General features: G+C 66.7%; 19 protein-coding genes, 1 tRNA gene and 1 riboswitch. Of the genes, 7 read left to right on the top strand and 13 right to left on the bottom strand.

Going from position 1 to position 21,644, the window contains the following annotated elements:
• Positions 1 to 74: 74 nt before the first annotated feature.
• From erpA to LG3211_RS03420, 4 genes are all read right to left on the bottom strand, one after another.
• Positions 75 to 449, bottom strand: coding sequence for an iron-sulfur cluster insertion protein ErpA (erpA, locus tag LG3211_RS03435; RefSeq protein WP_057945245.1), 375 nt, complete (start codon positions 447 to 449; stop codon positions 75 to 77).
• 142 nt (positions 450 to 591) lie between these two features.
• A complete protein-coding gene (locus LG3211_RS03430) occupies positions 592 to 1,488 on the bottom strand; it encodes a DUF6776 family protein (RefSeq protein WP_148648728.1) in 897 nt (298 codons plus the stop codon).
• Positions 1,489 to 1,519: 31 nt separating this feature from the next.
• Positions 1,520 to 1,948 carry a bactofilin family protein gene (locus LG3211_RS03425; RefSeq protein ID WP_057941600.1) on the bottom strand — a complete coding sequence of 143 codons (429 nt, stop codon included), beginning with the start codon at positions 1,946 to 1,948 and terminating at the stop codon, positions 1,520 to 1,522.
• 3 nt (positions 1,949 to 1,951) lie between these two features.
• Positions 1,952 to 2,686: a DUF6776 family protein gene (locus LG3211_RS03420; RefSeq protein ID WP_057941599.1), complete on the bottom strand. Its 735-nt coding sequence runs from the start codon at positions 2,684 to 2,686 to the stop codon at positions 1,952 to 1,954.
• A gap of 83 nt (positions 2,687 to 2,769) precedes the next feature.
• Here LG3211_RS03420 and LG3211_RS03415 point away from each other — a divergent pair, with 83 nt between their 5' ends.
• Complete coding sequence (locus tag LG3211_RS03415; protein WP_057941598.1) at positions 2,770 to 3,360, top strand: DUF4126 domain-containing protein; 591 nt, start codon at positions 2,770 to 2,772, stop codon at positions 3,358 to 3,360.
• Positions 3,361 to 3,619: 259 nt separating this feature from the next.
• Here LG3211_RS03415 and bfr read toward each other — a convergent pair whose 3' ends face one another.
• The 3 genes from bfr to LG3211_RS03400 form a co-directional block, all read right to left on the bottom strand.
• Complete coding sequence (bfr, locus tag LG3211_RS03410) at positions 3,620 to 4,090, bottom strand: bacterioferritin (protein WP_057941597.1); 471 nt, start codon at positions 4,088 to 4,090, stop codon at positions 3,620 to 3,622.
• A gap of 224 nt (positions 4,091 to 4,314) precedes the next feature.
• Positions 4,315 to 4,518 (bottom strand): (2Fe-2S)-binding protein, encoded by a 204-nt coding sequence (locus LG3211_RS03405; protein ID WP_057945244.1) that lies wholly within the window; start codon positions 4,516 to 4,518, stop codon positions 4,315 to 4,317.
• Positions 4,519 to 4,651: 133 nt separating this feature from the next.
• Positions 4,652 to 5,272, bottom strand: a complete 621-nt coding sequence (locus tag LG3211_RS03400; protein ID WP_057941596.1) for an RNA pyrophosphohydrolase — start codon at positions 5,270 to 5,272, stop codon at positions 4,652 to 4,654.
• A gap of 124 nt (positions 5,273 to 5,396) precedes the next feature.
• On the opposite strand from LG3211_RS03400, the gene LG3211_RS03395 reads away from it, so the two are divergent.
• From LG3211_RS03395 to LG3211_RS03385, 3 genes are all read left to right on the top strand, one after another.
• Positions 5,397 to 5,473, top strand: a tRNA-Met gene (locus LG3211_RS03395).
• Between the two features lie 198 nt (positions 5,474 to 5,671).
• Entirely contained in the window at positions 5,672 to 6,025 is a 354-nt protein-coding gene (queD, locus tag LG3211_RS03390; protein ID WP_057945243.1) for a 6-carboxytetrahydropterin synthase QueD, read from the top strand.
• A 438-nt stretch (positions 6,026 to 6,463) separates the two neighbouring features.
• Positions 6,464 to 6,874: a phasin family protein gene (locus tag LG3211_RS03385; RefSeq protein WP_057941595.1), complete on the top strand. Its 411-nt coding sequence runs from the start codon at positions 6,464 to 6,466 to the stop codon at positions 6,872 to 6,874.
• 103 nt (positions 6,875 to 6,977) lie between these two features.
• Here the strand turns inward: LG3211_RS03385 and bioD are convergent, their stop codons facing one another.
• Positions 6,978 to 7,664 carry a dethiobiotin synthase gene (bioD, locus tag LG3211_RS03380; RefSeq protein ID WP_057941594.1) on the bottom strand — a complete coding sequence of 229 codons (687 nt, stop codon included), beginning with the start codon at positions 7,662 to 7,664 and terminating at the stop codon, positions 6,978 to 6,980.
• Between the two features lie 149 nt (positions 7,665 to 7,813).
• On the opposite strand from bioD, the gene LG3211_RS03375 reads away from it, so the two are divergent.
• The 3 genes from LG3211_RS03375 to btuB all read left to right on the top strand — a co-directional run bounded on the left by LG3211_RS03375 (position 7,814) and on the right by btuB (position 11,173).
• Positions 7,814 to 8,296, top strand: a complete 483-nt coding sequence (locus LG3211_RS03375; protein WP_057941593.1) for a GAF domain-containing protein — start codon at positions 7,814 to 7,816, stop codon at positions 8,294 to 8,296.
• Positions 8,293 to 8,751, top strand: coding sequence for a TfoX/Sxy family protein (locus tag LG3211_RS03370; RefSeq protein ID WP_057941592.1), 459 nt, complete (start codon positions 8,293 to 8,295; stop codon positions 8,749 to 8,751). Before LG3211_RS03375 ends, LG3211_RS03370 begins: the two co-directional genes overlap by 4 nt.
• A gap of 197 nt (positions 8,752 to 8,948) precedes the next feature.
• Positions 8,949 to 9,198, top strand: a riboswitch (cobalamin riboswitch).
• A gap of 133 nt (positions 9,199 to 9,331) precedes the next feature.
• A complete protein-coding gene (gene btuB / locus LG3211_RS03365; RefSeq protein WP_057941591.1) occupies positions 9,332 to 11,173 on the top strand; it encodes a TonB-dependent vitamin B12 receptor in 1,842 nt (613 codons plus the stop codon).
• Between the two features lie 73 nt (positions 11,174 to 11,246).
• Here the strand turns inward: btuB and LG3211_RS03360 are convergent, their stop codons facing one another.
• From LG3211_RS03360 to LG3211_RS03340, 5 genes are all read right to left on the bottom strand, one after another.
• On the bottom strand, positions 11,247 to 12,236 hold the full coding sequence (locus tag LG3211_RS03360) for a hypothetical protein (RefSeq protein WP_148648727.1): 990 nt from the start codon (positions 12,234 to 12,236) through the stop codon (positions 11,247 to 11,249).
• Positions 12,237 to 12,298: 62 nt separating this feature from the next.
• Positions 12,299 to 13,243 (bottom strand): hypothetical protein, encoded by a 945-nt coding sequence (locus LG3211_RS03355; protein ID WP_148648726.1) that lies wholly within the window; start codon positions 13,241 to 13,243, stop codon positions 12,299 to 12,301.
• Positions 13,244 to 13,301: 58 nt separating this feature from the next.
• A complete protein-coding gene (locus tag LG3211_RS26245; RefSeq protein ID WP_057941588.1) occupies positions 13,302 to 16,580 on the bottom strand; it encodes a hypothetical protein in 3,279 nt (1,092 codons plus the stop codon).
• A gap of 211 nt (positions 16,581 to 16,791) precedes the next feature.
• Positions 16,792 to 19,071, bottom strand: a complete 2,280-nt coding sequence (locus tag LG3211_RS03345; protein ID WP_057941587.1) for a hypothetical protein — start codon at positions 19,069 to 19,071, stop codon at positions 16,792 to 16,794.
• A 102-nt stretch (positions 19,072 to 19,173) separates the two neighbouring features.
• Positions 19,174 to 21,330 carry a hypothetical protein gene (locus tag LG3211_RS03340; protein WP_057941586.1) on the bottom strand — a complete coding sequence of 719 codons (2,157 nt, stop codon included), beginning with the start codon at positions 21,328 to 21,330 and terminating at the stop codon, positions 19,174 to 19,176.
• Between the last annotated feature and the right edge of the window lie 314 nt (positions 21,331 to 21,644).

Genomic DNA, 21,644 nt, shown 5'->3' with positions numbered 1-21,644 from the left:
CGCCGCCTGCCATGCGGCATCGCCCTCGACGAAGGCGAACGGCCGGCCGGTCGCGGAAGCGGCTTGCGCGGTAGTCACACGCCGAACGAGGAGCCGCAGCCGCAGGTGGTTTTCGCGTTCGGATTGCGGATCACGAACTGCGAGCCGTGCAGGCTTTCGGTGTAGTCGACTTCCGAGCCCATCAGGTATTGCAGGCTCAGCGGATCGACCAGCAAGGTCACGCCGTCGGTCTGCACGGCCAGATCGTCCTCGCCCTGCTGCTCGTCGAATTCGAAGCCGTACTGGAAGCCCGAACAGCCGCCGCCCTGGATGTAGACGCGCAGCTTGAGCGCATCGTTGCCTTCCTCGGCGATCAGCTCGCGCACCTTGCTGGCGGCCGACGAGGTGAATTGCAACGGCCGATCCAGGGACTGGTAGCCCGGCGCGGCATTGAGCGTGGTGATTTCCATGTTGAAAGGATAAGGCCGCCGCGCCCGCATTCAAGCGCGCCAGGCGAACACTGCGATTGGCTGGTGCGGTCCGATGGCCTGTCTGGACGTCCGATCAGCGATATCGGCGGCCGCGGCGCCCGGAACGGGCCTGCCTGCGGCCTCAGCCGCCCGGATTGGCCGCCGCGGGCGTCGTGGCGAGGGTGTCGCGCGTCGCCTCCGCCCAGCTGAAGGATTGTTCGACCGCCGCGCCCGATTGCGGGGTCAGCCGCACCGTGACCCGGACCGGGGTCAGGCCGGCGGGGACGAATACGTCGCCCTCGACCTGTTCGAAGTACTTGAACGAATATCCCGCGCCCGGCGCGTCGGGCTGCTGGCGCAGGTCCGCCCAGGCGAGCTTTTCGAGCTTGCCGGCGCGGGTGCCTTCCAGCGCCAGGGTCAGACGGCCGGCGCTGACCGCGCCGCGGTTGAGGTTCTGGGTCAGGGTGGTGGTGAAGTGCCAGGCCGAGGGCGCGCCATCCTGCGGCTGCATCTTCAGGGAGTGCACGGTGAGGCCGCGGCGCTGGCCGGTGGCGCCGACCAGCCGCTCGTAGAAGGCGACGTCGGCGCGCAGGCCGGCGATTTCCTCATCGCGCTCGGCCAGGGCGCTTTGCAGATCGCGATTGGCCTGGCGGCTGATGGCGTCGGAACGGCCCAGGGTGGCCACGCGCTGCCGCAGTTGCTCCAGGTCGGCCTGCATCTGCCGCGGAGTCAAGCTGGACGCCTCCGGACCGGGCGGCGGCGGGGCGTCCTGGGTTTCGCTCAGCGATCGCCATAGCCCCCAGGCGCCGAAGCCCAGGGCGGCGGCCAGCAGCACGGCGGCGGGAATGCGCCAGCGATGGTGACCCGCATCGCCCGCGCCGGACGGCGGCGGGCCGGACGAGGGCGGAGCCGTCGCTCCGGCGGGAGCGTGGTCGTGGCCAGTGGCCGGATCGGGCGCGGCACTCGCCGGCCGCTGCGTCGCGGGACGGTCGGCCGGGGTTCCGGGAGACGGCGCGGACTGTGAGGTTTCGTCGCTCATCCGCACCGTCTGGGGGCTGGGGCGGCAGCCCTCAATCCATGCGGGCGTCCGCGGTAATCAGCGCTTCAGGCGCCGGCAGCGCGGCCGCCGGCGAATCGGCGTGGATCAGGCGTCCGGTGAGCATCGACCCGGCCGTCATCTCGACCACCTTGTAGTGCACATTACCTTGAACGCGCGCCTTGGCGGCGAGTTCGACCCGCTCGCTGGCATACACATCGCCGTCGAGCTGGCCGTTGATGATCACCACCGGGGCGCGCACCTCGCCCTCGATGACGCCGTTCTCGGCCAGGGTCAGGCTGGCGGGCTTCCCGTCCAGGGCCACCAGCTTGCCGATCACGCGGCCTTCGATATACAGCCCGCCGCTGAAATGCAGGTCGCCGCGGATCACCACCTGCGGGCCGATCATGGTGTCGACCTGGCCTTCGCGCAGTTGGGTCGGTTTACTGTTGGTCTTGAACATCGCTTAAGTTTCCCCGGTTACGGTGACGCCGCTCTTCCAGGCGAAATGCTGCTCGATCGCGGCGTTTTCCCCGTGCAGCGAGATGCGCACGCGTTGCGGGGTGAAGCCGGCCGGCAGCATCACGCTGCCGTCGAGTTGCTGGAAGTAGCGGAAGGAATAGTCCTGGGCGGGCGCCTTGGACTTCTGGTGCAGTTCGTCCCAGCCGATCGCGGCCAGCTTGCCGCCGCGAACCCCTTCGACCTGGAACTGCAGCCCCCCGCTGCTGACCGCTCCGCGGTTGAGATTCTGAGTCAGGACGATCTGGTAACGCCAGGTGCCGCCGGTCTCGGGCTTGAACTCCACCGAGTGCACGTTCAGGCCCTTGGCCGGCGCGGTCGCGCCGACCAGGCGTTCGTAGAAGGCCACGTCGGCGCGCAGATCGGAGATTTCCTCCTCGCGCTGGGCCAACGAGTTCTGCACCTGCTTGTTGGCCGCCCGGCTGATCTGGTCGGAGCGCTGCAGGTTGGCTTCGCGCTGTTCCAGTTGTTCCAGCGCCTTGGAGCGCAGCCGCAGCTCGCGCTTGGTCTGGTCGAGCTCGGCGCTGAGCTTGGGCAGCTTCGGCGCGGCCAGCGACTGCGACCACAGCCAAGCCACGACCAGCGACAGCGCCCACGCCACGCCGACGGCGGACCAGATATAAGGGCGCTTGTCCGGCTGCTGCTGGACGATGACGAAACGCGGCGGCGGGGTCTTGCTCATGCGGACGGGATCATGCGGACAACGACGGCTCACACCGCCGGCTTTACCTATACTCAACCCTAAATCTTAACGGGAACGCCACGATGTCCGATGCGCACCTGTTCGCAGTTGGCGTAGTTCTGGCCTGGCTGTCGGGGGTCCGGGTCTATCTGACCGTCTTCGGGGTCGGCATCGCCGGCGCCCTGGGCTGGCTGGAGTTGCCGCAGGCGCTGCAGGCGACCCAGTCGCCGTGGGTGCTGGGCGTGTGCGGCCTGCTGACCGTGGGCGAGTTCTTCGCCGACAAGATTCCCGGCGTGGACTCGGGCTGGGACTTGCTGCACACCCTGCTGCGGGTGCCGGTCGGCGCGTTTCTGGCGGCCGCGACCATGTCGCCCGATGGCCAACTGGGCGCCGGCGCCCTGGCCGCGGGCGCGGGCGTGGCGCTGACCAGCCACGTGCTGAAGTCCGGCACCCGCGCCCTGCTCAACACCTCGCCGGAACCGGTCAGCAACTGGACCGCGTCGGTGGCCGAGGACACCGCGGTGGTCGGCGGGCTGGCGCTGGTGTTCGCCTACCCCTGGATCACGCTGGGCATCGTGGTGCTGATCAGCGTGCTGGTCGCGACAGCGCTGTGGTGGATCTGGCGCAAGCTGTTCCGTCGCAAGCCCAAGGCCGGGGTCGCGGCATCGGGGTGAAGGCTTTTTTTGGCCTGCTGCGATCTGAGAGCATCGGGGCTGAAGCCCCTCCCCAAGAGCCAGCGCCGCGTCGAAAAAACAAAAAAAAACCGCCGGCTCAGCGCCGACGGCTTTTTGTTTGACGACAGCACGAAACTCGCGGTGACCCGAGTACGGCGTTGGCTTGCTGGCTTCGGTGTGAACGTCGCTGGCTGGCTGAACCGTGGAACCGCGAGGAAGCGGCGAACATCGCGCTCGCCGGCTTCTCAATGCTTCGAACTCATTCCTCGATCTTGGTCAGCAGATAGTTCTGCTCGCCCAGGCGCTCGATCAGCGCGAGCTGGGTTTCGATCCAGTCCACGTGCTCTTCTTCCGAATCCAGGATGTCCGCGAACAGCTTGCGGCTGACGTAGTCGCTGACGCTCTCGCAGTACTTGATCGCTTCGCGCAGCAGCGGAATCGCTTCGAGTTCCAGCGCCAGATCGCAGGCCAGCAGCTCGCGCGGATTTTCGCCGATGCGCAGCTTGCCCAGGGCCTGGAAGTTCGGCAGACCGTCGAGGAACAAGATGCGGTCCGACAACTTGTCGGCGTGCTTCATCTCGTCGATCGACTCGTGGTACTCGTGCTCGGCGAGTTCTTTCAGGCCCCAGTTCTTCAGCATCTTGGCGTGCAGGAAGTACTGGTTGATCGCGGTCAGCTCATTGAAGAGCGCCTTGTTGAGGAATTCGATGACCTTGGGGTCGCCTTTCATGGCCGGGCTCCGACGTTGCAATGGCCGGCACTGTAGTCCTTTCGAAAAAGCCATGACGAAACGCGAATCGTGCGCAAAGGGAGTCGAGAATCAGTGTCGTCGGCGCATGCCCGGGTTATGCGACGGCGGCCGGATTCGCAGGCGCGCATGCGAAAACCGCCCTGAAGCGGGCGGTCGGAAGGCACTGCTTAAGTTAGTGAAGCGGCCGGATGGGCCGCGGCCGCTCAGGCGGCTTGCTGCATGACCGCCAGGGGAAGTTCGCGCACGTTGCGCGCCTGCTCCAGCAACGAGCTGGCCAGCTCCAGGCAACTGCCGCAATTGGCGCCGGCGCCGGTACGCATGGTCAGCTCCGGCACGCTGCGGCAACCGGCCTCGGCGGCCTGGCGGATATCGCGGTCGGTGACTCCATTGCAGATGCACACGTACACGGGCGGGGTCTTCGGCATGCAGCCGGCTGGCTGCGCGACTATTCCGCCACGGATGCGAATGATTGTCAATTAACGCCGACCCAACCCGTGCCGGCGTTCAAGGGAACTCCGCCCGGCGGGCCGCTGGCCGGCCTCAGCCGCTGGATTCGGAGCCGCCGCCGCGCACCGGATTGCCCGGCCCGCAAGGCCGCGCGCGCGGCCGCTGATGGGCCCTGCCGGCGAACTGGCCGTCGCAGGCCCGCGCATTGGGATCGGGCGCCGGCACCGCCTGCGGGCCAGCGACATGGCGGGCGAACGGCGCCAGATGGCGCAGCGCGCTGGCGTACACGCCGCGCTTGAAGATGACTACGTGCTCGACCGGGTACCAGAAATCGACCCAGCGCCAGTTATCGAATTCAGGTTTGTCGGTCAGATCCAGGCACAGATCGGATTCCTGCCCGGTCAGCCGCAGCAGGAACCACACCTGTTTCTGGCCGATGCATACGAGGCGATCGTTGCGCCGCACCGCCCGGCGCGGCAGGCGGTAACGCAGCCAGCCGGGGGTCGCGCCCAGGACTTCGACATGCTGCGGCAGCAGGCCGGTTTCTTCGCGCAGCTCGCGATACATCGCCTCGAGCGGCGTCTCGTCGGTGTTCATCCCGCCTTGCGGGAACTGCCAGCCGTCGCGATGCACGCGGCGCGCCCAGAACAGGCGGCCGTCCGGGTGCATCAGCACGATGCCGACATTAGGCCTATAGCCGTCCGGATCGATCACGATGCGGACTCCAAATTCACTGTGTCCGACTCTGCCACGGGGTGAGGCAGACGACAAGTCGGGCAAAGCGCGCCGGAAGGATTGACAACCCGGCCCCGGACATGAAGAATTCGCGGTTCCCCGTGGCTATGTAGCTCAGCCGGTTAGAGCACAGCACTCATAATGCTGGGGTCGGTGGTTCGAGTCCACCCATAGCCACCACAAGACAAAGCGCCGCACCACCCGGGCCCGCCAGCGCAGCGGGCTTTTTCGTATGCGGCCCGCGGAGCACACTGGCGTGCAGCGAACGGCCGGAACGAATCCGGATTCGCGCGCGACATGCATCGCCCGATCACCCCACGCGCCGACCGCTCGCCGGCCAGCGCCCGCACCGCCCCACCGGTTGCCTCCATGACTGCCATCGACATCTTCAAGGTCTTCACTCTCGAAGCCGCCCATCGCCTGCCGAACGTGCCCGAGGGGCACAAGTGCGCGCGCCTGCACGGCCATTCGTTCCGGATCGAGGTGCACCTGCACGGCGAACTGGGCGAACACACCGGCTGGGTGATGGACTACGCCGACGTCAAAAAGGCCTTCCAGCCGATCTACGACCGGCTCGATCACCATTACTTGAACGACATCGAGGGTCTGGAGAATCCGACCAGCGAACGGCTCGCGGTGTGGGTGTGGGATCAGCTCAAGCCGGTCCTGCCGTTGCTGAGCGAAATCGTCGTGCACGAAACCTGCACCGCCGGCTGCCGTTACCGCGGCTGATCCGCATCGGCGCGCGGGGCTGAGCCCTCGCGTCCATGCCAATACGCTTTCCACACGCCGCGCCCTTGCGCGGCGTGCGTGTTTTCGGCGCGAGCGTTTCCGCGATCACGGGCCACCGCGCCCGGCTATGGGCCGCCGCCGTCGCAAGCCGCCATCGCGCCTGCCGCCGGGCCGTCGTCATCCGCCCGCCCCGCCCCTGACACACGCCGCGGCCAAGCTGCTCAGGCCGCCCGCGAGCGGCGAATTCGCGCGCACTCCGGCGCCCCGCGGGCGCTTTGCCGCAGCGGGCCGCTGAGCCGCAACTTGCTGAATAGGCAGGATTTCTGAACGGCTTACGACCGCTCGTCGGCTCCATGTTGCATCGCAACAAACCCGGGCATATGCTGCACCGCACAATCCAGTCGTACTTCGTCTGGACCTTCCCTCAGGAGCTCAGCCATGTACCAGCAATTCAACGAACAGTTCGCCGCCGCTACGCGCCAGTTCGCGGACACGGCCGCTCAGGTCAACCGCCTGGCCCTCGACAACGCCGAGGCCGTGTTCGGTCTGCAGATCGCCGCGATCGAAGAGCGCGTCAACGCGACCTTCGCTTTCTTCGGTGAAGCCGCCGAAGCGCGCGATGCCGAAGCCTTCAAGACCCTGTGGCCGAAAGGCGTGCAGATCGCTCGCGAAAACGTCGAGCGCGCTGTCAGCACCGGTCAGGAAGCTTTCGGCCGCACGCTGAAGGCCAACGAAGCCATCGCCGAACTCGCCAAGTCGCAGATCGAAACCACCGCCAAGGCCACCCAGGCCAATGTCGAGAAGGCCGCCAAGGCCGCGACCAAGGCGACCGCCGCTCCGGCGAAGTAATCGCAACGTATCTCTCTCCGGCGGGTAACGCGGATACACGAAACCCGGCAGCCTGCGCTGCCGGGTTTTTTGTTGTCCGCGCCGCGGCGGCGATGACGGTGAATTACACCTGCGGCCGCAGCGATGCCGCCAGCCGCGCCGGATCGGGACGCGGCGAATAAGGCACGCGGCCCCAGCACGGCACCGGCATTCGCCGGCACAGGATCTCGAAGTTCTCGTCCATGCGCGCCATCTGCGGATCGATGTCGTTGGCGATCCAGCCGATGAAACGCGCACCGTCGGCGGCGATCGCGCGCGCGCTCAGGCGGGCGTGGTTGATCGCGCCCAGGCGCAACCCGACCACCAGCACCACCGGCAGATCCAGCGCGCGCACCAGATCGATCTGGTCGAGCCGGGCGTCGATCGGCGCGGCCCAGCCGCCGACGCCTTCCACCACCATCACCTCGGCCTGCGCCCGCAGGCGCGCGTATGCGGCGAGGATCGGCTCCAGGCCGATCTCGATGCCGGCTTCGGCCGCGGCGATCTCCGGCGCCAGCGCTTGCGGCAGCGCGTACGGGTTGACGTCCTCGTAGCGCGGCGTCGGATCGCTGGCCGCCTGCAGCAGCAGCGCGTCTTCGTTGCGCCAGCCTTGCGCGCCCGGCTCGCAGCCGCTCGCCACCGGCTTCATGCCGATCGCGCGCGCGCCGAGTGCGCGGATCGCATGCAGCAGCGAGGCGCTGACGACGGACTTGCCCACGCCGGTGTCGGTGCCGGTGACGAACAGGCCGGGGAGATAAGCTCGCGGAGGCATCGGGATTCGGGTCCGAAAAGTCGCTGGAGGACGGCATGACGGCGGATTGCCGCGCGAAACAGTCTGGCGCTTGTGACTGACCTCGCGCTTTTCCGGCACTGCCGGCTGACCATGGTAGTCGTGGCGAACACCACTGCTACACTCCGAAGATGTATACAGCCTCAGCACTTTCGGGCGGAAAGCCCGAGCAGTACGCGCAATTGGTCGAGCAGGCGCGTGCGCTGCTCGACGGTGAGCGCGACCGCGTCGCCAACGCCGCCAACCTGTCGGCCCTGGTCAACCAGTCCCTGCCGCAGCTCAACTGGGTCGGTTTCTACTTCTACGACGGCCGCGAACTGGTGGTCGGCCCGTTCCAGGGCCTGCCGGCCTGCGTGCGCATCCCGCTCGACAAGGGCGTGTGCGGCGCGGCCGCTTCCAGCCGCCAGACCCAGCGCGTGGCCGACGTGCACGACTTCCCCGGCCACATCGCCTGCGACGCGGCTTCGCGTTCGGAAGTGGTGGTGCCGTTGCTGCGGGGCGAGGAGCTGATCGGCGTGTTCGATCTGGACAGTCCGGTGCCGGAGCGCTTCGACGCCGACGATCAGGCCGGTCTGGAAGCGCTGGCGCGGGTCTACCTGGAGTCGCTGGCATGACCGCCGCCCCCAAGATGCGCAACATCGGCCCCAAGAGCGCGGCCTGGCTGCGCCAGGTCGGTCTGCGCACGCACGAGGACATCGCCGCGATCGGCACCGTCGAAGCCTTCATGCGGGTCAAGCGCGCCGGCTTCAAACCGACCTTGAACCTGCTGTACGCGATCGAAGGCGCGCTGCTGGACTGCCACTGGCAGGAGATCAGCGAAGAACGCCGCCAGGAACTGATCCTGGCCGCTGAGGCGGCGACGGCGCTGCTGCCGGCGCCGCGCAACAAGCCGGCGGCCGCGCCGGTGCATACGACGATGCATGCGCAGGAAGAGCGGTTCGATGAGCCAACCGCGTTCGACGCTGGCCACGATCGCGACGACAACGACCGAGACGACGGCAGCGACCGCGACGGTCCGTCGGACGACGACGGGCACGGTTCGCACGACGCGGACGATCGCAACGACTGATCCAAGTCGGTCGCGGGTTCGCGGTGCGGCAGGTTGGGCCGCGCGCCCTCATCCGCCCCTTCGGGGCACCTTCTCCCGCAGGCGGGGTGAGCGGACGCCGCTTGCGAGCCATTGGCTCGCGCGTCCGCGAACGCCCGAACGCCATGCGTTCGGGCCGGGGCGGGGTTGGCCCAGGCGCCCCGCCCCCACATCGCGTACACTGCGCCCCGCTTCGAGGTGACCCCACGGCTACGCCGCCGGGGTTGAAACGGGAAGCCGGTGACGCGCTCAGGTCCGGTCGGACGATCCGACCCGCCCCGCCCATTCCGGCACTGCCCCCGCAACGGTAAGCAAGTCAGGTCGCGGCCACCGCCACTGTGCACAGGCATGGGAAGGCGCCGCGCCCGGGAGTCGATCGCATCGGCTGCGCTTGCGAGTCCGGAGACCGGCCTCGGTGCGCCACAGGTTGCGATGCGGAGGGCATTGCGGCGGCTGCAGCGCCTTTGCGCGCTCGTTTCGCTGCCCGCACGTCCTTTCCCCGCCGCCGCTCATCAGCCGTTGTCGCCACGCGCTGGATCGCGCGTGCGTTGGAGTCATACACATGCGTTGCCTGAATCTGTCCCTCGCCATTGCCTGCGCCCTGCCGGCCACCGCCCTCGCCGCGCCCGCCGGCGACGCCACCGATCTCGATCAGGTCGTGGTCACCGCCAACCGCACCGCGGTCAGCGTCAACGACCTGCTGACCCCGGTCGAGGTGCTGGACCGCGCCGACATCGAACGCAGCCAGGCGCGCGATCTCAACGATCTGCTGCGCGGCCGCGCCGGCATCACCATCGCCAACCAGGGCGGCGCCGGCAAGCTGACCACGCTGTTCCTGCGCGGCAGCGAATCCGACCACGTGCTGGTGCTGGTGGACGGCATCCGCATCGGCTCGCCGACCTCGGGCCTGGCCGCGCTGCAGGATCTGCCGCTGGAACTGATCGACCGCATCGAAATCGTGCGCGGCCCGCGTTCGAGCCTGTATGGCGCCGACGCCATCGGCGGTGTGATCCAGGTGTTCACCCGTCGCGAACAGCAGGGCTTCGCCCCGCGCGTGCACGTCGGCGGCGGCAGCGACGGCGCCATCGAATACGGCAGCGGCTTCGGCGGCCGTGGCGGTCACGGCTGGTTCGGCGCCGACTACAGCTTCCGCAAGACCCAGGGCATCAACGCCTGCCGCGGCGCCGGCTTCCCGGTGCTCGCCGGCTGCTTCACCGACGAGCCCGATCGCGACGGCTACGAGAGCCACGCACTGTCGCTGCGCGGCGGCGTCGAGATCAACGAGCAGTGGAGCATCGAAGGCCAGGCGCTGCGCGCGGAAGGCCGGAACGATTACGACGGCAGCTTCGTCAACTACTCCGAGACCGTGCAGCAGGTGATCGGCGGCAAGCTCAACTGGAAGCCGTCGGAAAAAGTGAAGGTGCAGTTGAGCGCGGGGCGCAATGTCGACAGCTCGGACAACTTCCTGAGCGCGCTGGCGATGGGGTTCTTCAAGACCGACCGCGATAGCGCGACGCTTCAAGCGGATTTCACCGTAGCCGAGGATCAACTTGTTACGGTTGGCTTCGATTGGCTGCGCGACCGCGTCGACAGCGATACCTCTTACGACGAGACCGATCGCGACAACAAGGCCGGCTTCGTCCAGTACCAGGGCCGTTTCGGCAACCAGTCGTTCGAAGCCAGCGTGCGCCGCGACGACAATGAACAGTTCGGCGGCCACACCACCGGCGGCGCCGCGTGGGGGCTGAACTTCGCCGAGAGCTGGCGCGTGACCGTGGGTTACGGCACCGCGTTCAAGGCGCCGACCTTCAACGAGCTGTACTACCCGTTCTTCGGCAACGCCCATCTGAAGCCGGAAGAGTCCAAGACCTGGGAAGTGGGCCTGGCCTACCGCGGCGACGGCTTCAACGCGCGCATCGACGGCTTCGACACCCGCGTCGATCAGCTGATCACCTTCGATTCGGCGATCAACCTGCCGAACAACATCGAACGCGCGCGCATGCGCGGCGCCGAAATCGGCATCGACACCACCTTCGCCGACTGGACCCTGGCGGCGAGCGCCAGCTATCTGGACACCGAAAACCGCGTCGGCTTCTTCCGCGGCAACGACCTGCCGCGCCGCGCCAAGCACAGCGCGCGCATCGACCTGGATCGCGCCTTCGGCAAGTTTCGCATCGGCGCGACCGCGGTGGGTTACGGCTCGCGTTACGACGACGTCGCCAACAGCGTGCGCGTCGGCGGCTACGGCACCATGGACCTGCGCGCCGAGTACGCGTTCAGCGATTCGTTGAGCCTGCAGGCGCGCGTGGCCAACGTGTTCGATCGCCAGTACGAGACCGTGTCGTACTACAACCAGCCCGGCCGCGAGTGGTTCCTGACTCTGCGTTACGCGCCCAAGCCCTGATAGTCGCCCGGCTCGCTGCGCGCGATGGTTCGAAACGAAGCCCGGCATCGCCGGGCTTCGTTCTTTGGCGCGGTCAATCGAACACGCTGCACATCAGCTCGGATTCGAAATCCCCGATCCAATGCGGCAACGGTTTGGGAATTCGCGCCTCGCCCATCTCGCGCGCCCAACCACGCAGGCGCGCGAGCTCCGGCGAACGCCACACCACGACGCCGTAGGGACTCGAACACACTCGATGCTCCGCACGCGTGCTGCGCAGTTCCGCGTTCGCACCCCAACCGGTCGCCGCGGCCGCGGCATGCAGTTCGTGCAAACCCCGCGCGCCGGATCGCGCCGCATGCTCCAGCGCCAACACCAGCTCGACCGGATCGGGATAGAACGGCGACAAACTGCTCGCGCGCAGTTCATCGTCGCCGGCCCAATGCAGGGCCGCGCCGAGCATCTGCGTGGCTTCGCGCACGCCGGGCAGATGCGACAGGCCGACCGCGGCCAGGAAGCCGAGAACGTTCGCGGTGGCGGTGCAATCGACCATGTCGAAGCTAACGCCCTCGCGGCACCAGGTCGCGAACGTGCCCACGCGCAGCCACGGCGGGCGCAGCGCGGGAAAGCGCGCGATACGCCGTCGCGCGATGGTCATGCAGGCGGTGCGGCGCGCATCGTCCAGGCCCATCCGCCCGGCATGCAGCAGTTCCAGCGCCATGATCGCGGTGTCGTCGACATCGTCGGGCAACACCGGCGCCCAGTCGGGTTGCGCGCCTTCGGGCCAGAAACGGAAGCCGCCGCGCGCGGATCGGCACGCCTGCAGGGTATCGAGCATCGCGCCCGGCACGGGCAAGCCGTGGCGACGCAACGCGCGCACGCCCAATGCGGTCACGAAACCGTTGCGGTCGCGGCGTTGTTGTCCGCCCTGGCTGACTTGGCTTTCGATCGGATAGGCGCTGCGCAGGCGATCGACTATGCCGGATCTGATCGCGATGTCCTCCTCGGACGCGGCAACGTCGAAGCGCGCGCTGCGCTCGCGACCGCACCCGCGACGCGGACCCTCATCACTGGCTTTGTTCACGCCGTGCATCGTGATCGCTCCATCGATCGAAGATTCCCGCATTGCGCATCCGCTCGCCCGCTTCACGTCGGCCGCAATCCGCATTGCACCCAGGTATTGCCGGCGATGTCCGCGCCGACGCCGATCATGCCGTGGCGCCAGCGGCCGTCCGCGGGACCGGCGGCCAGGGCCTCGTACACCCGCGCCGACAGCCCTTCGCCAAGCCCGCGCATGCACGCGGCCACTTGCGCGTCGTCGCGGAAAATCGCCTTGGCGAAGGTGAACCAGGTCAACGCGCGCACTTGGCCGTCGGCGGACAAGGCCAGGCTGATGCCCGAGGGCCGCGGCAGATCGTCCGCCGACACCACCTGCGCCACGCGCCGCATCATCGGTTCGGCATCGCCGACGGTGGCCTGCGCCAACATCCGCAGCGCGGCCAGATCGAGTTCGCTGGCGCGCGCATAGCATTCCACGCTGCCGTCGGGATTGACCCCGCACATACGCCAGAACATCAACGCCGAATCGAACAGCGCCTGGCGCTTGCGCCATGCCGGCGGCAGGCGCCCGTCGGGCAGATCGACGTAGAGCTTGGTCGCCAGGCCATCGCCATGACGCGCCGAAACCCAGGCGCCGAACTTCAACCGGTTGCCGCGCTGATGCTCGAACCACGACGCCAGATCGCCCTGCCAATCCAGCGCTTGCGCGGCGATCGCCAGCCGCTCGTTTTCATCGACTTCGGGCGCGGCGACTTCCGCGGTCCAGCGCACCGCGGCCTCGCGCGAGGTCCATGCGAATTCCACCGGCAGGCCGGTGTTGGTGAGGCGGCTGAAACTCCAGGCGACCTCGGGCCAGCACGAGTCCTGCAACGGCGCGAGCACGCCTGTGAGCATCGCCTGCGCCGCGTCGGCCTGCGCGGGCAGCACCGCGCGCAGGCGTTGCAAGGTGGCGGCGATGGGCGCGGCCAACAACGCCGTACCGCTCGCCGGCGATGGGCTCGCGCCCATCGCCGCATCCGCATCGTGGTTCATCGGCTGCCTCGCGTCGCGCCGTGGTTGGCCGCTGGTGGCGATCGTGGCGTTCATCGGCTTATTGCACCGCCACCAGTTCTTCCGTCTCGTCCACCCAGGCGCGCTGATCGAACTGGCCCTGCATGCCGACGAAGGTGAAGCGGCGGCGGTACTTGCGCTTGTCCGCGTTCTTCAGGGCGATGCGCAGTCTGAGCGGGTCGGTCTGGGTGCCGGCCATCTCGATGCGTTCGCTGCGCTTGTAGGCGCCGTCCTCGTACTTCACGTCGATGTAGACGCGCTTGACCATCGCCGGATCGAACACCGGGATGAACTCCAACTGCAGCGCGTCCTCGAAGCTGTCGTGGATCAACAGCTCGGGCACATCGATCTCGACTGGCGGCGTCGCCGGATCGGGATTGGCCGCGCCCTTGCGTCGCTGCACGATCTGATAGGTCACGCCGCGATTGGCCGGCGCCGGCTTGGCGCCGCGCAGACGCCAGGTCTTGGGCCCGGAGTTCGCGGTCAGGGTCAGCGTGGTCTTGGGCTCGGGCGTGGCGTAGCCGCGCGCCTGCAACTTGACGTCGATGGCTTCGACCACGTCCCAGTCGATATCGCCCGGAGTCGCGGTGAACTGGCGGAACTCCACATGCTCGTACGGATTGACGAACAAAGTGCGGTCTTCGGTCTTCGCCGCCGGGATCGTGTACGAGGTCTTGTCCGCGGCCCAGTCGGACTGCGGATCGAAGTGGTACTGGTAGGCGGCGTCGTAGGCGATGTCGCGGGTCTGGTTCATGAACACTTCGAAGCGCTTGACCCCGACTTCGCCCGGCGTGAACACGAAATCGGCGTGCTTGTGATCGCGCGGCTTGGTCTTGTCGCCGTAATCCAGCGCGACCTGCGCCGACTTGAGATCGATCGGCTCGAACGCGATCGGCATGCTCGCCTCGACCGCGAACTGGCGGAAGAACGGGTCGTCCAGATCGATTTCCTTGAAATACTTCGACTTGTCGCGCAGATCGCCCAGCATCAGGCCGAAGAAACCCTGCGGCGCGTAGGTGCGGCGCGTGGCTTCGGAACGGTTGTAGCGCAGGGTCAGTTTCTTGCGTTCTTCCTGGTGCACGAACTTGAGCTTGAGCGACAGGCTCATCGCCGTGGGCGGCGTGGGCAACGTCGGCGGCGTGACCGGCGGCGTCACCGGAGGCGTGACGGGCGGGGTCACCGGCGGCGTGACCGGCGGGACCACCGGCGGAATCACCGGCGGCGCCACCGAAGCCGGACGGCGCAGACGGCCGTGCCAGCGATTGGGCGTGGTGCCGGCGGCGCGGCCGGTCACGTGCACGACGCGGTTGTCCGGATCGCCGCCCATCGCCGAATGCGTGCCGGGACGGCTGCTGGCGGGAACATCGCCGTTGGCGGCCTGCGCCGCGATGGTGAACGTCGCGCCGGCGCGGCGCGCCACCGCGAGCGCGACATCCAGACGCCGCTGTGACAAGCGCCGGTTGTAGCGTTCGCGCTCGGTTTCGTTCGCGCCGCTGACGTGTTCGTGGCTGGCGTAGGCCTGGAAGTTGAGATTGCGCGGCGCCGGCAAGCCGCGGATCCACGCCATCAGACGATCGGCGCCGCGTTCGCTGCCGGTCCAGTTGCCGTCGCCTTCGATGCGCAAGGTGCCCGAGGCGTCGCGATAGCGCGGGTCGGTGGTGGTGTTGTCCACGTAGGCGCGGAACTGCGGCGAAGGCGTATTGGGATTCCAGCCGGCTTCGGCGGGTTTGTCGAAATCGAAGAACAGGCCGAAGGTCTGTTCCTGCGCGGTGGCCGGCCACTCGACATCGATGCGCTTGGAAGAATCGGGATTGACCGTGATGGACACGCGTCCCTGCGCGTCGGCGGCGACGACTTGATCGTCCACCTTCACCACCGCGCCGGCGCCGGTCACGGTGATGGTTTCGGCCAGGCCGCTCGCGGCCGGCGTGTGCGTCACCGACAAGCCGGCCGGCAACGGCGCCGGTTCGGTCGAATCGACGCTTAGCGCCGCCGGCTGAATCTGCGCCGCGGGAGGCGGCGTGGTGCCGCCGCCGGTGCCACTGGTGCCGCCGCCGGAACTCGCGCCGGTGCTGCCACCGCCGCTGCTGCCGCTGAAGCCGCCCGGTGCGGTGCCGCCTGTGCTGCCACCGGTTCCGCCTGTGCCGCCGCCCGTGCCACCTGTACCGCCGGTTCCACCGGTGCCGCCACCCGTGCCGCCCGTGCCACCGCCGGTTCCGCCGGTACCACCCGTACCGCCGCCAGTTCCGCCTGTGCCGCCGGTGCCGCCACCGGTTCCACCGGTACCGCCGCCCGTGCCGCCCGTGCCGCCCGTGCCGCCACCAGTTCCACCGGTACCGCCGCCAGTGCCGCCCGTGCCGCCACCGGTTCCACCGGTACCGCCGCCCGCGCCGCCCGTGCCGCCACCGGTTCCGCCGGTGCCGCCACCCGTTCCACCCGTGCCGCCGGTGTTACCGCCGCTCGAACCACCGCCGGCGTTGGCCGCATCGGTCGCGAGCTTGCCCGGCACCAGGGTCGGTTCGAACCACTTGCTCAGCAGATCTTCCTTGAAGAAATCCAGCGCCCACTTTTCCTGGTCGCGCTTGTCGTCTGCATCGGTGAAGGCCTCGACCTGGATGTCGATAACGCCGTTCTGCACCAACGATTCGAACGCCGCGTCCACGCCGGCCTTGAACCAGGCGTACTGGCCTTCCAGGCTGGCGCTGAAGTGGTTGTAGATGCGCTCGAAGTCGGCGGTGATGGTGACCTTCAAGGCCGGCCGCATGGCCAGATACTTGAAGTTGTAGATCACCCCGATCGGGGTCATGCCGTCGCTGAGCGCGGACTCCAGGATGGTCGCGCCTTCCGAGGACAGGCTCAGGCTGAAAGCGGCGCGATTGGCCGCGTCCATCGACGGCACCGACGCGCCAAGGATGTGCTCGACCGCGTTGAAGGTGCCCGGCTGCGCGGGCTGCGCCGAGGTTCCGCCGGCGCCCTGCACGTTCAACGCGACGCACTGCACCGAGCCTTCTTCGAAGGTCGCGCAGGTCAGCCGCACCGGCAATTTCACGTCCGGTTCGGCGTTGAGCCGGCCGATGATCCTGGACTCCATCGACGAAGGCAGTTGCAGCGTGGTCACGAACATCACGAAGCCGCCGCCCTTGTCGGCGGCCGTGGCGTCGGCGACGCGGTATTTGAGGAAGCTGAATTCCTTGCGCCCGTCGGGCTGGCGCGTGGCCAGCGCGACCGGTCCCGGCAGATACCAGAACTGGCTCTTGTCCGCGTGATCGCGGAAGACGGTGATGCCGTCGATAGTGATCGGCTTTTCGAGGCTGAGCATGACGAGCTCCAATAAATCGTGAGTTCCGCGCGCGCGGCGTGGCGCGCTGGGCAAACGTTTCCTTACGTTCCTGACGCGGCCGCCGCGAACCTGATCCCGTCATTCCCACGAACGCGGGAATGACGGGGCCGTCGCGAGAGCGCCGCGAAGTCGCTGGATTCCCGCGTTCGCGGGAAAGACGAGCAAAATCGCGACGCGGCGGCTGTCGGCGTCAGGGCATCTTCAACACCAGATCGGTGACTTCGCTCGGCGCCCAGTTGACGCTCTTGTTGGTGCCGTTTTCGAGCAGATAACTGGCCTTGTACTCGTAGCGCATGCGCGCCGCGTCGAGGTAGTCGTACTCGAATTCGCCCGAGGCCTGCGCGTCGGTGAATTCGAAATCCTCCGCGAACGACAGCCCGCCGGTGAAGTCTTCGAAGCGCAGCGAGACCTTGACCTTGCGCATCTTGCGCTTGGCGAAATCCAGGGGCGGCTTGACGGTGACGATGCGCCTTCCTTTCATGCCGGCCTTGAGCATTATTCGACTTGTGTTGGTCACCGACTCGGGGATCTCCTCGATGTCGCGGCCGTCCTTGTAGAGAATGCTGACGCTGTAGAACACGCCCTTGACCTCGGGATTGCGCAGGTCCACGGCGAAGGTCTGCGAGGCCGAACCTTCCTGGAACGACATCTGCATTTCTTCCTGCAGGTTGTTGGCCTTGTCCACGTAACGCAGATCGACGAACGCCTCCTGCACCTCGTTCCAGTTGAAGTTCGGGATCACCTGCACCACGCGCCGGGTCGGGAACGGATTGCGCACGCTGACCTGGGGCTCATCGAGCGAAGTCCAGTCGCGCACGGTGTCGCCGCCGCTGATGCCGTGGAAGACGGTGCGCACCTCATAGGCGGTCTTGCTCTGGTCGAGCATGAACATCTTCCAGCTGCCCGACTGCGAGTCCTTGGTCAGCCGCACCAGATCGTTCTGATTGATCTTGTTGGCCGGATCGCGATAGCGCAGGAACACGTCCACCGAGCTGTAGCGCTCCCAGGGGAAGTTTTCCGCGAACACCGGCACGGTGTTGATCGTGTACAGATCGCGCGGAATGATCTCGACGTTTTCCACATCGAACGTCTGCGGCTTTGACTTGAGCTTGGTCGGCCGCTCGGCCGCGTCCACGCCCTTGAAGCTGACCTCATACTCGACCTGCACGTCGCGCTTCATCACGCCCTTGTCGAGCTGGCTCAGCCATTCGAAACTGGCTTCGCCGGCGTTGGCGCCCAGCAGCGCGTTCTGCGCCTTGTCGCCGTAGCGCACGCGCACGTTGACGCTGCCGATGTCGTCCGCGGCCAGGTCGGCGCGCGAGATCACCTTGACCCGGCGCTTCTTGAAGAAGTCGTTGTCCAGGCTGATCTGCTTGACCAGCCGCTCGCGCGGCACGTTGCCTTCGCGGATGGTCTTGAACAGCGCCGCCAGGTGGCCCTGCGGATAGATCGAACGCTTGATCGCCACGCGCTCGGAGAAGTTCACGTTGAGCTTCTTCTTGTCGACGCGCTTGTAGTCCATGCGCTTGTAGCTGAAGCTCGGCAGCAGCGCGCCGATCGGCCCGCCGGCGGCCATCGCCGAGGAGCGCGAGGCGAACTTGCCGATCGCGTCCAGGCCGGCTTCGAAATCGGATTTCTTTTCCGGCGTCCACGGCGGCAGGCTGACCTGGAAGAACGCATCGGTGACCATGTTGCGCACCTGCGCCAGCGCGGCGTCGCGACGGTCGATGATTCCCTTGGTGTCCTCGCCTTCGGCGACGAAGGTGTCCGCCTCCAGCACGATCGCGCGGCTTTCCACCAGTTCGTCCACCGCCTTGCCGATCTCGGTGGAGAAGAAGATGTTGCCGCCGGAGAAACTCTCGTCCATGTGCTTCTGGACGCGGTCCCAGTCGATCTTCAGGCTGATGTTGTAGGCCGGGCGCAGGCCGAGGAAATCCAGCTGGTAGATCACCGCCACCGGCAGGATCTCGCCTTCCAGGCACTGCTCCATCACCGTGTAGCCGTCCTGGTCCAGGCGCACCGAGAACGAAGCCTGGTTGGCGCCGTACAAGGCCGGCTTGGCCGACTGGTCGATCTTCAGCACGAACTGCGGCCCCGCGCCCGGCGTCGGGCCGACGTCGCCGGTGGCCTTGCCGAGCATCATCAGCCGCACCGAACCGTCTTCCAAAGGCACCGGTGCGATGCGCGGCTTGTTGCGCAGGTTCTCGGCGTTGGCGATCTCGCGCGCCAGATCGTCGATCTGCTTCTGGCTGGCGCCCAGGTTGCAGTCGAAGTTGAGGAAGCCGCCGGTGCCCGCGTCGCCGCGGAAACCGATCAACAGAAATTGCGGAACGTCCACGCCAAGCGTGGTGTCGCGCACCGTGGTCAGGTGCGGGTTGAGCGGCATGTAATACCACTGCTCGGGATCGGCATGGTCGGGAAAGACCGAGATGCCGTTGATCTCGCGAGTGCGGCTGTCGAGGAGAAGCATGATCGGACTCCTTCCGAGTCAAGCGTGAGCGGTGGGCGGCGATGGATCCGCGCGATGCGTTCGCGCGGATCCGCCGCGTTGGTGCGAGGTTCGCGGCGAACCTCAGTCGGTCGGCAGTTCCAGGAAGATCGTCATGTCGTCCTTCGTCTGCGGCCCGACCACCTTGCGCGTGCCGTCGGTGAGGAAGTAGGTGATGGTGACCTTGTAATCCGGCGCTTCGCCCTCGGTCAGCGGCAGCTTCCAGTTCTTTTCCTCATCGCCGGGCTTGAAGCGCAGGTCGATGCGCTTGGTGCCGTGCGACAGGGCCACGCTGACCATCTTGAGCTCGTCCCAGTTGAGCAGGTCCGGCACCACCGCCACTTCCAGCTGATCGAGTTTCTTCCCGACCAGGATGGTCGAGCGGGCCGCGGTCTTCTCCGCTTCTTCCTTGCTGGTGCCGTCGGCGAACAAGGTCGTCACCGAGTACTTCACCTCGCCCAGGGTTTCGTCCACCACCGGGAAGGTCCAGTCGAAGGACGTCATGTCGCTGGACAGCGTGACGATGGTCTTCTGGTTGTACTTGTTGGTGGTGTCGGTGTAGCTGGCATCGACGGTGATCGAGGCGATCTCCGCCGACAGGTCGCCGGCGGCGCGGAAGCTGACCGTCTTGCTCGATGAGAACGGATCGTCTACGTACAGCTCCTTGGCCTGCTGCTGCGCGGTCTTCTTGACCTGGCGGCCGTCGGCCAGCGTGTACAGGAACTCCAGGTCGATGTCTTCCGTGCGCGGCTTGCCGATGATCTTGCGCAGGGCGAAGTTCGGCGTGTCCTTGGTCATGTTGAACTTGGCTTCGACCGGGGTCTTGCCGTGCTTGTAACGCACCGTGATCTGGGTGCGCGGCACCTGCGCGAAATCGATGTCGCCCGGGCCGATGTCGAGCGCCAGGATGCCCAGGTCGTCGACGTTGATGGTCAGGTTGGTGTCGTCGGTCTTGATTTCCTCCGACACCTGCTTGAACGTCGCGCCCTTGTAGTTGACCGTGACCTGATAGGTGAAGTCGCGCTTGCCCTCGAACACGAAGGCCTCGAACTTGGCCACGTCGTCGGGCTTGGTGAACACGAACTCCTGGACCTTCTTGTTCGGCCCGTACGGATAGCGGATCTTGACCTCGACGCTGTGGATCGGCAGGTTGGCGAAGTCGGCGTTGACCCGCATCACCACCTGCACGGTCTTGAGGAACTCGTCCAGGTTGATCTTGGAGTAGTAGTCCTCCCACTTCAGCGGCTTCTTCTTGTCGTCCATCAACGAGGTGATGGTCGGCAGCATGCCCTGCGGGTTGCGATTGACGATGACCGCCTTGGCCTCGCTCCACTCCACCCGCACGTTGGCGATCTGCGACTTGTTGACGGTGCGGCGGACGTCCTCGATATCCTGGCCTTCGCGCAGCTCCTTGGTGTTGGGATCGACGTCGGCGATCTCCTTGAGCATGTTGCGCTGGACCGCGGCTTCCAGCTGCTTGTTGATGATCGCGCGGATGTCGGACTCCAGCTTGGCGTTGTCCTCCGCGCTCAGATTCGGCGCCTGCACGAACTCGAAGTGGGTCTTGGTGACGTCGTTCTTGTAGCGGCTGGAGTTGACGACTTCGGTGTAGCTGTCCTGGCTCCAGCAATTGTCTTCGGTGTTGATGTCCTGGAAGAAGCTGTAGAACTCCGAAGCGTTCCAGGTGCCCCAGGCCTTCATTTCCGGCAGGCGCATGTACAGGTTCATCTTGTAGACGACCTGCACCGCCGAGGCAGAACCCGTGCTCAGGGTTTCCTTGAAGATCGCCGTACCCAGCTCGGACAGCTCGACCATGAACGAGGCCACGTTCTTGCCGTAGATCGACGGCTTGCCGGCGCCGCGGATCTTCTCCACCAGCGCGCCGCCCTCGGTCAGCAGCAGCTCGACGGTGCCGTCGGTCCAGGTGACCGGCGCGATCGCGACCTTGGGCACGGTCTTGCCCTTGTACTTCTCGGCCAGCTTCTTCTGCAGCTCGGCGGTGATCTTGGTCTGCACGTCGGTCGGCACCGACAGCTCGGTATCGAAGGCGATGAAGCCGCCGAACTTCTTGCCGCCGTCCTCGCGGATCTGGCCGTACTCGACGAAGCGCAGCGCCAGTCCGCCGCTGGCCATCTTCGCGAAGTTAGGCGAGTTGGGCATGATGTAGTAGGTGAAGTCGTTGGCATCGTCGCCGTAAACCACGTGGTCGAGGATGGTGTCAACGTTATCGATCTTAAGCATGGACCTGCTCCTTTATCCTGATGTCCTGAATCGTTCAATCCTGATGCGCGCTTTCCTTGCCCGCGCGGTGCGTTGTTGCCGTACGCGATGAGGTGGTGGCGGTGTCAACCAATCTTCCTGAATCTTTCAAACGCTTCCCGCATTTCGCAGAGGACACATAAAACCGCTGTTTTTAAGTGGTTTTTCGTACACAACTCCGACGCTCGCACTCCGGCGACGACCCGCGCCCGATGGCCGCCGATCGCGATTTCGAGCACGAGCCGACCCGCCGCGATGCGGATCGCGTTCGGCTCCCTGCTGGTCTTGCGGCAATC

Source organism: Lysobacter gummosus (genome assembly GCF_001442805.1).
Classification (GTDB): domain Bacteria; phylum Pseudomonadota; class Gammaproteobacteria; order Xanthomonadales; family Xanthomonadaceae; genus Lysobacter; species Lysobacter gummosus.
Note: the sequence above shows the minus strand (reverse complement) of the source record. Positions and strands in the feature narration are given on the sequence as shown.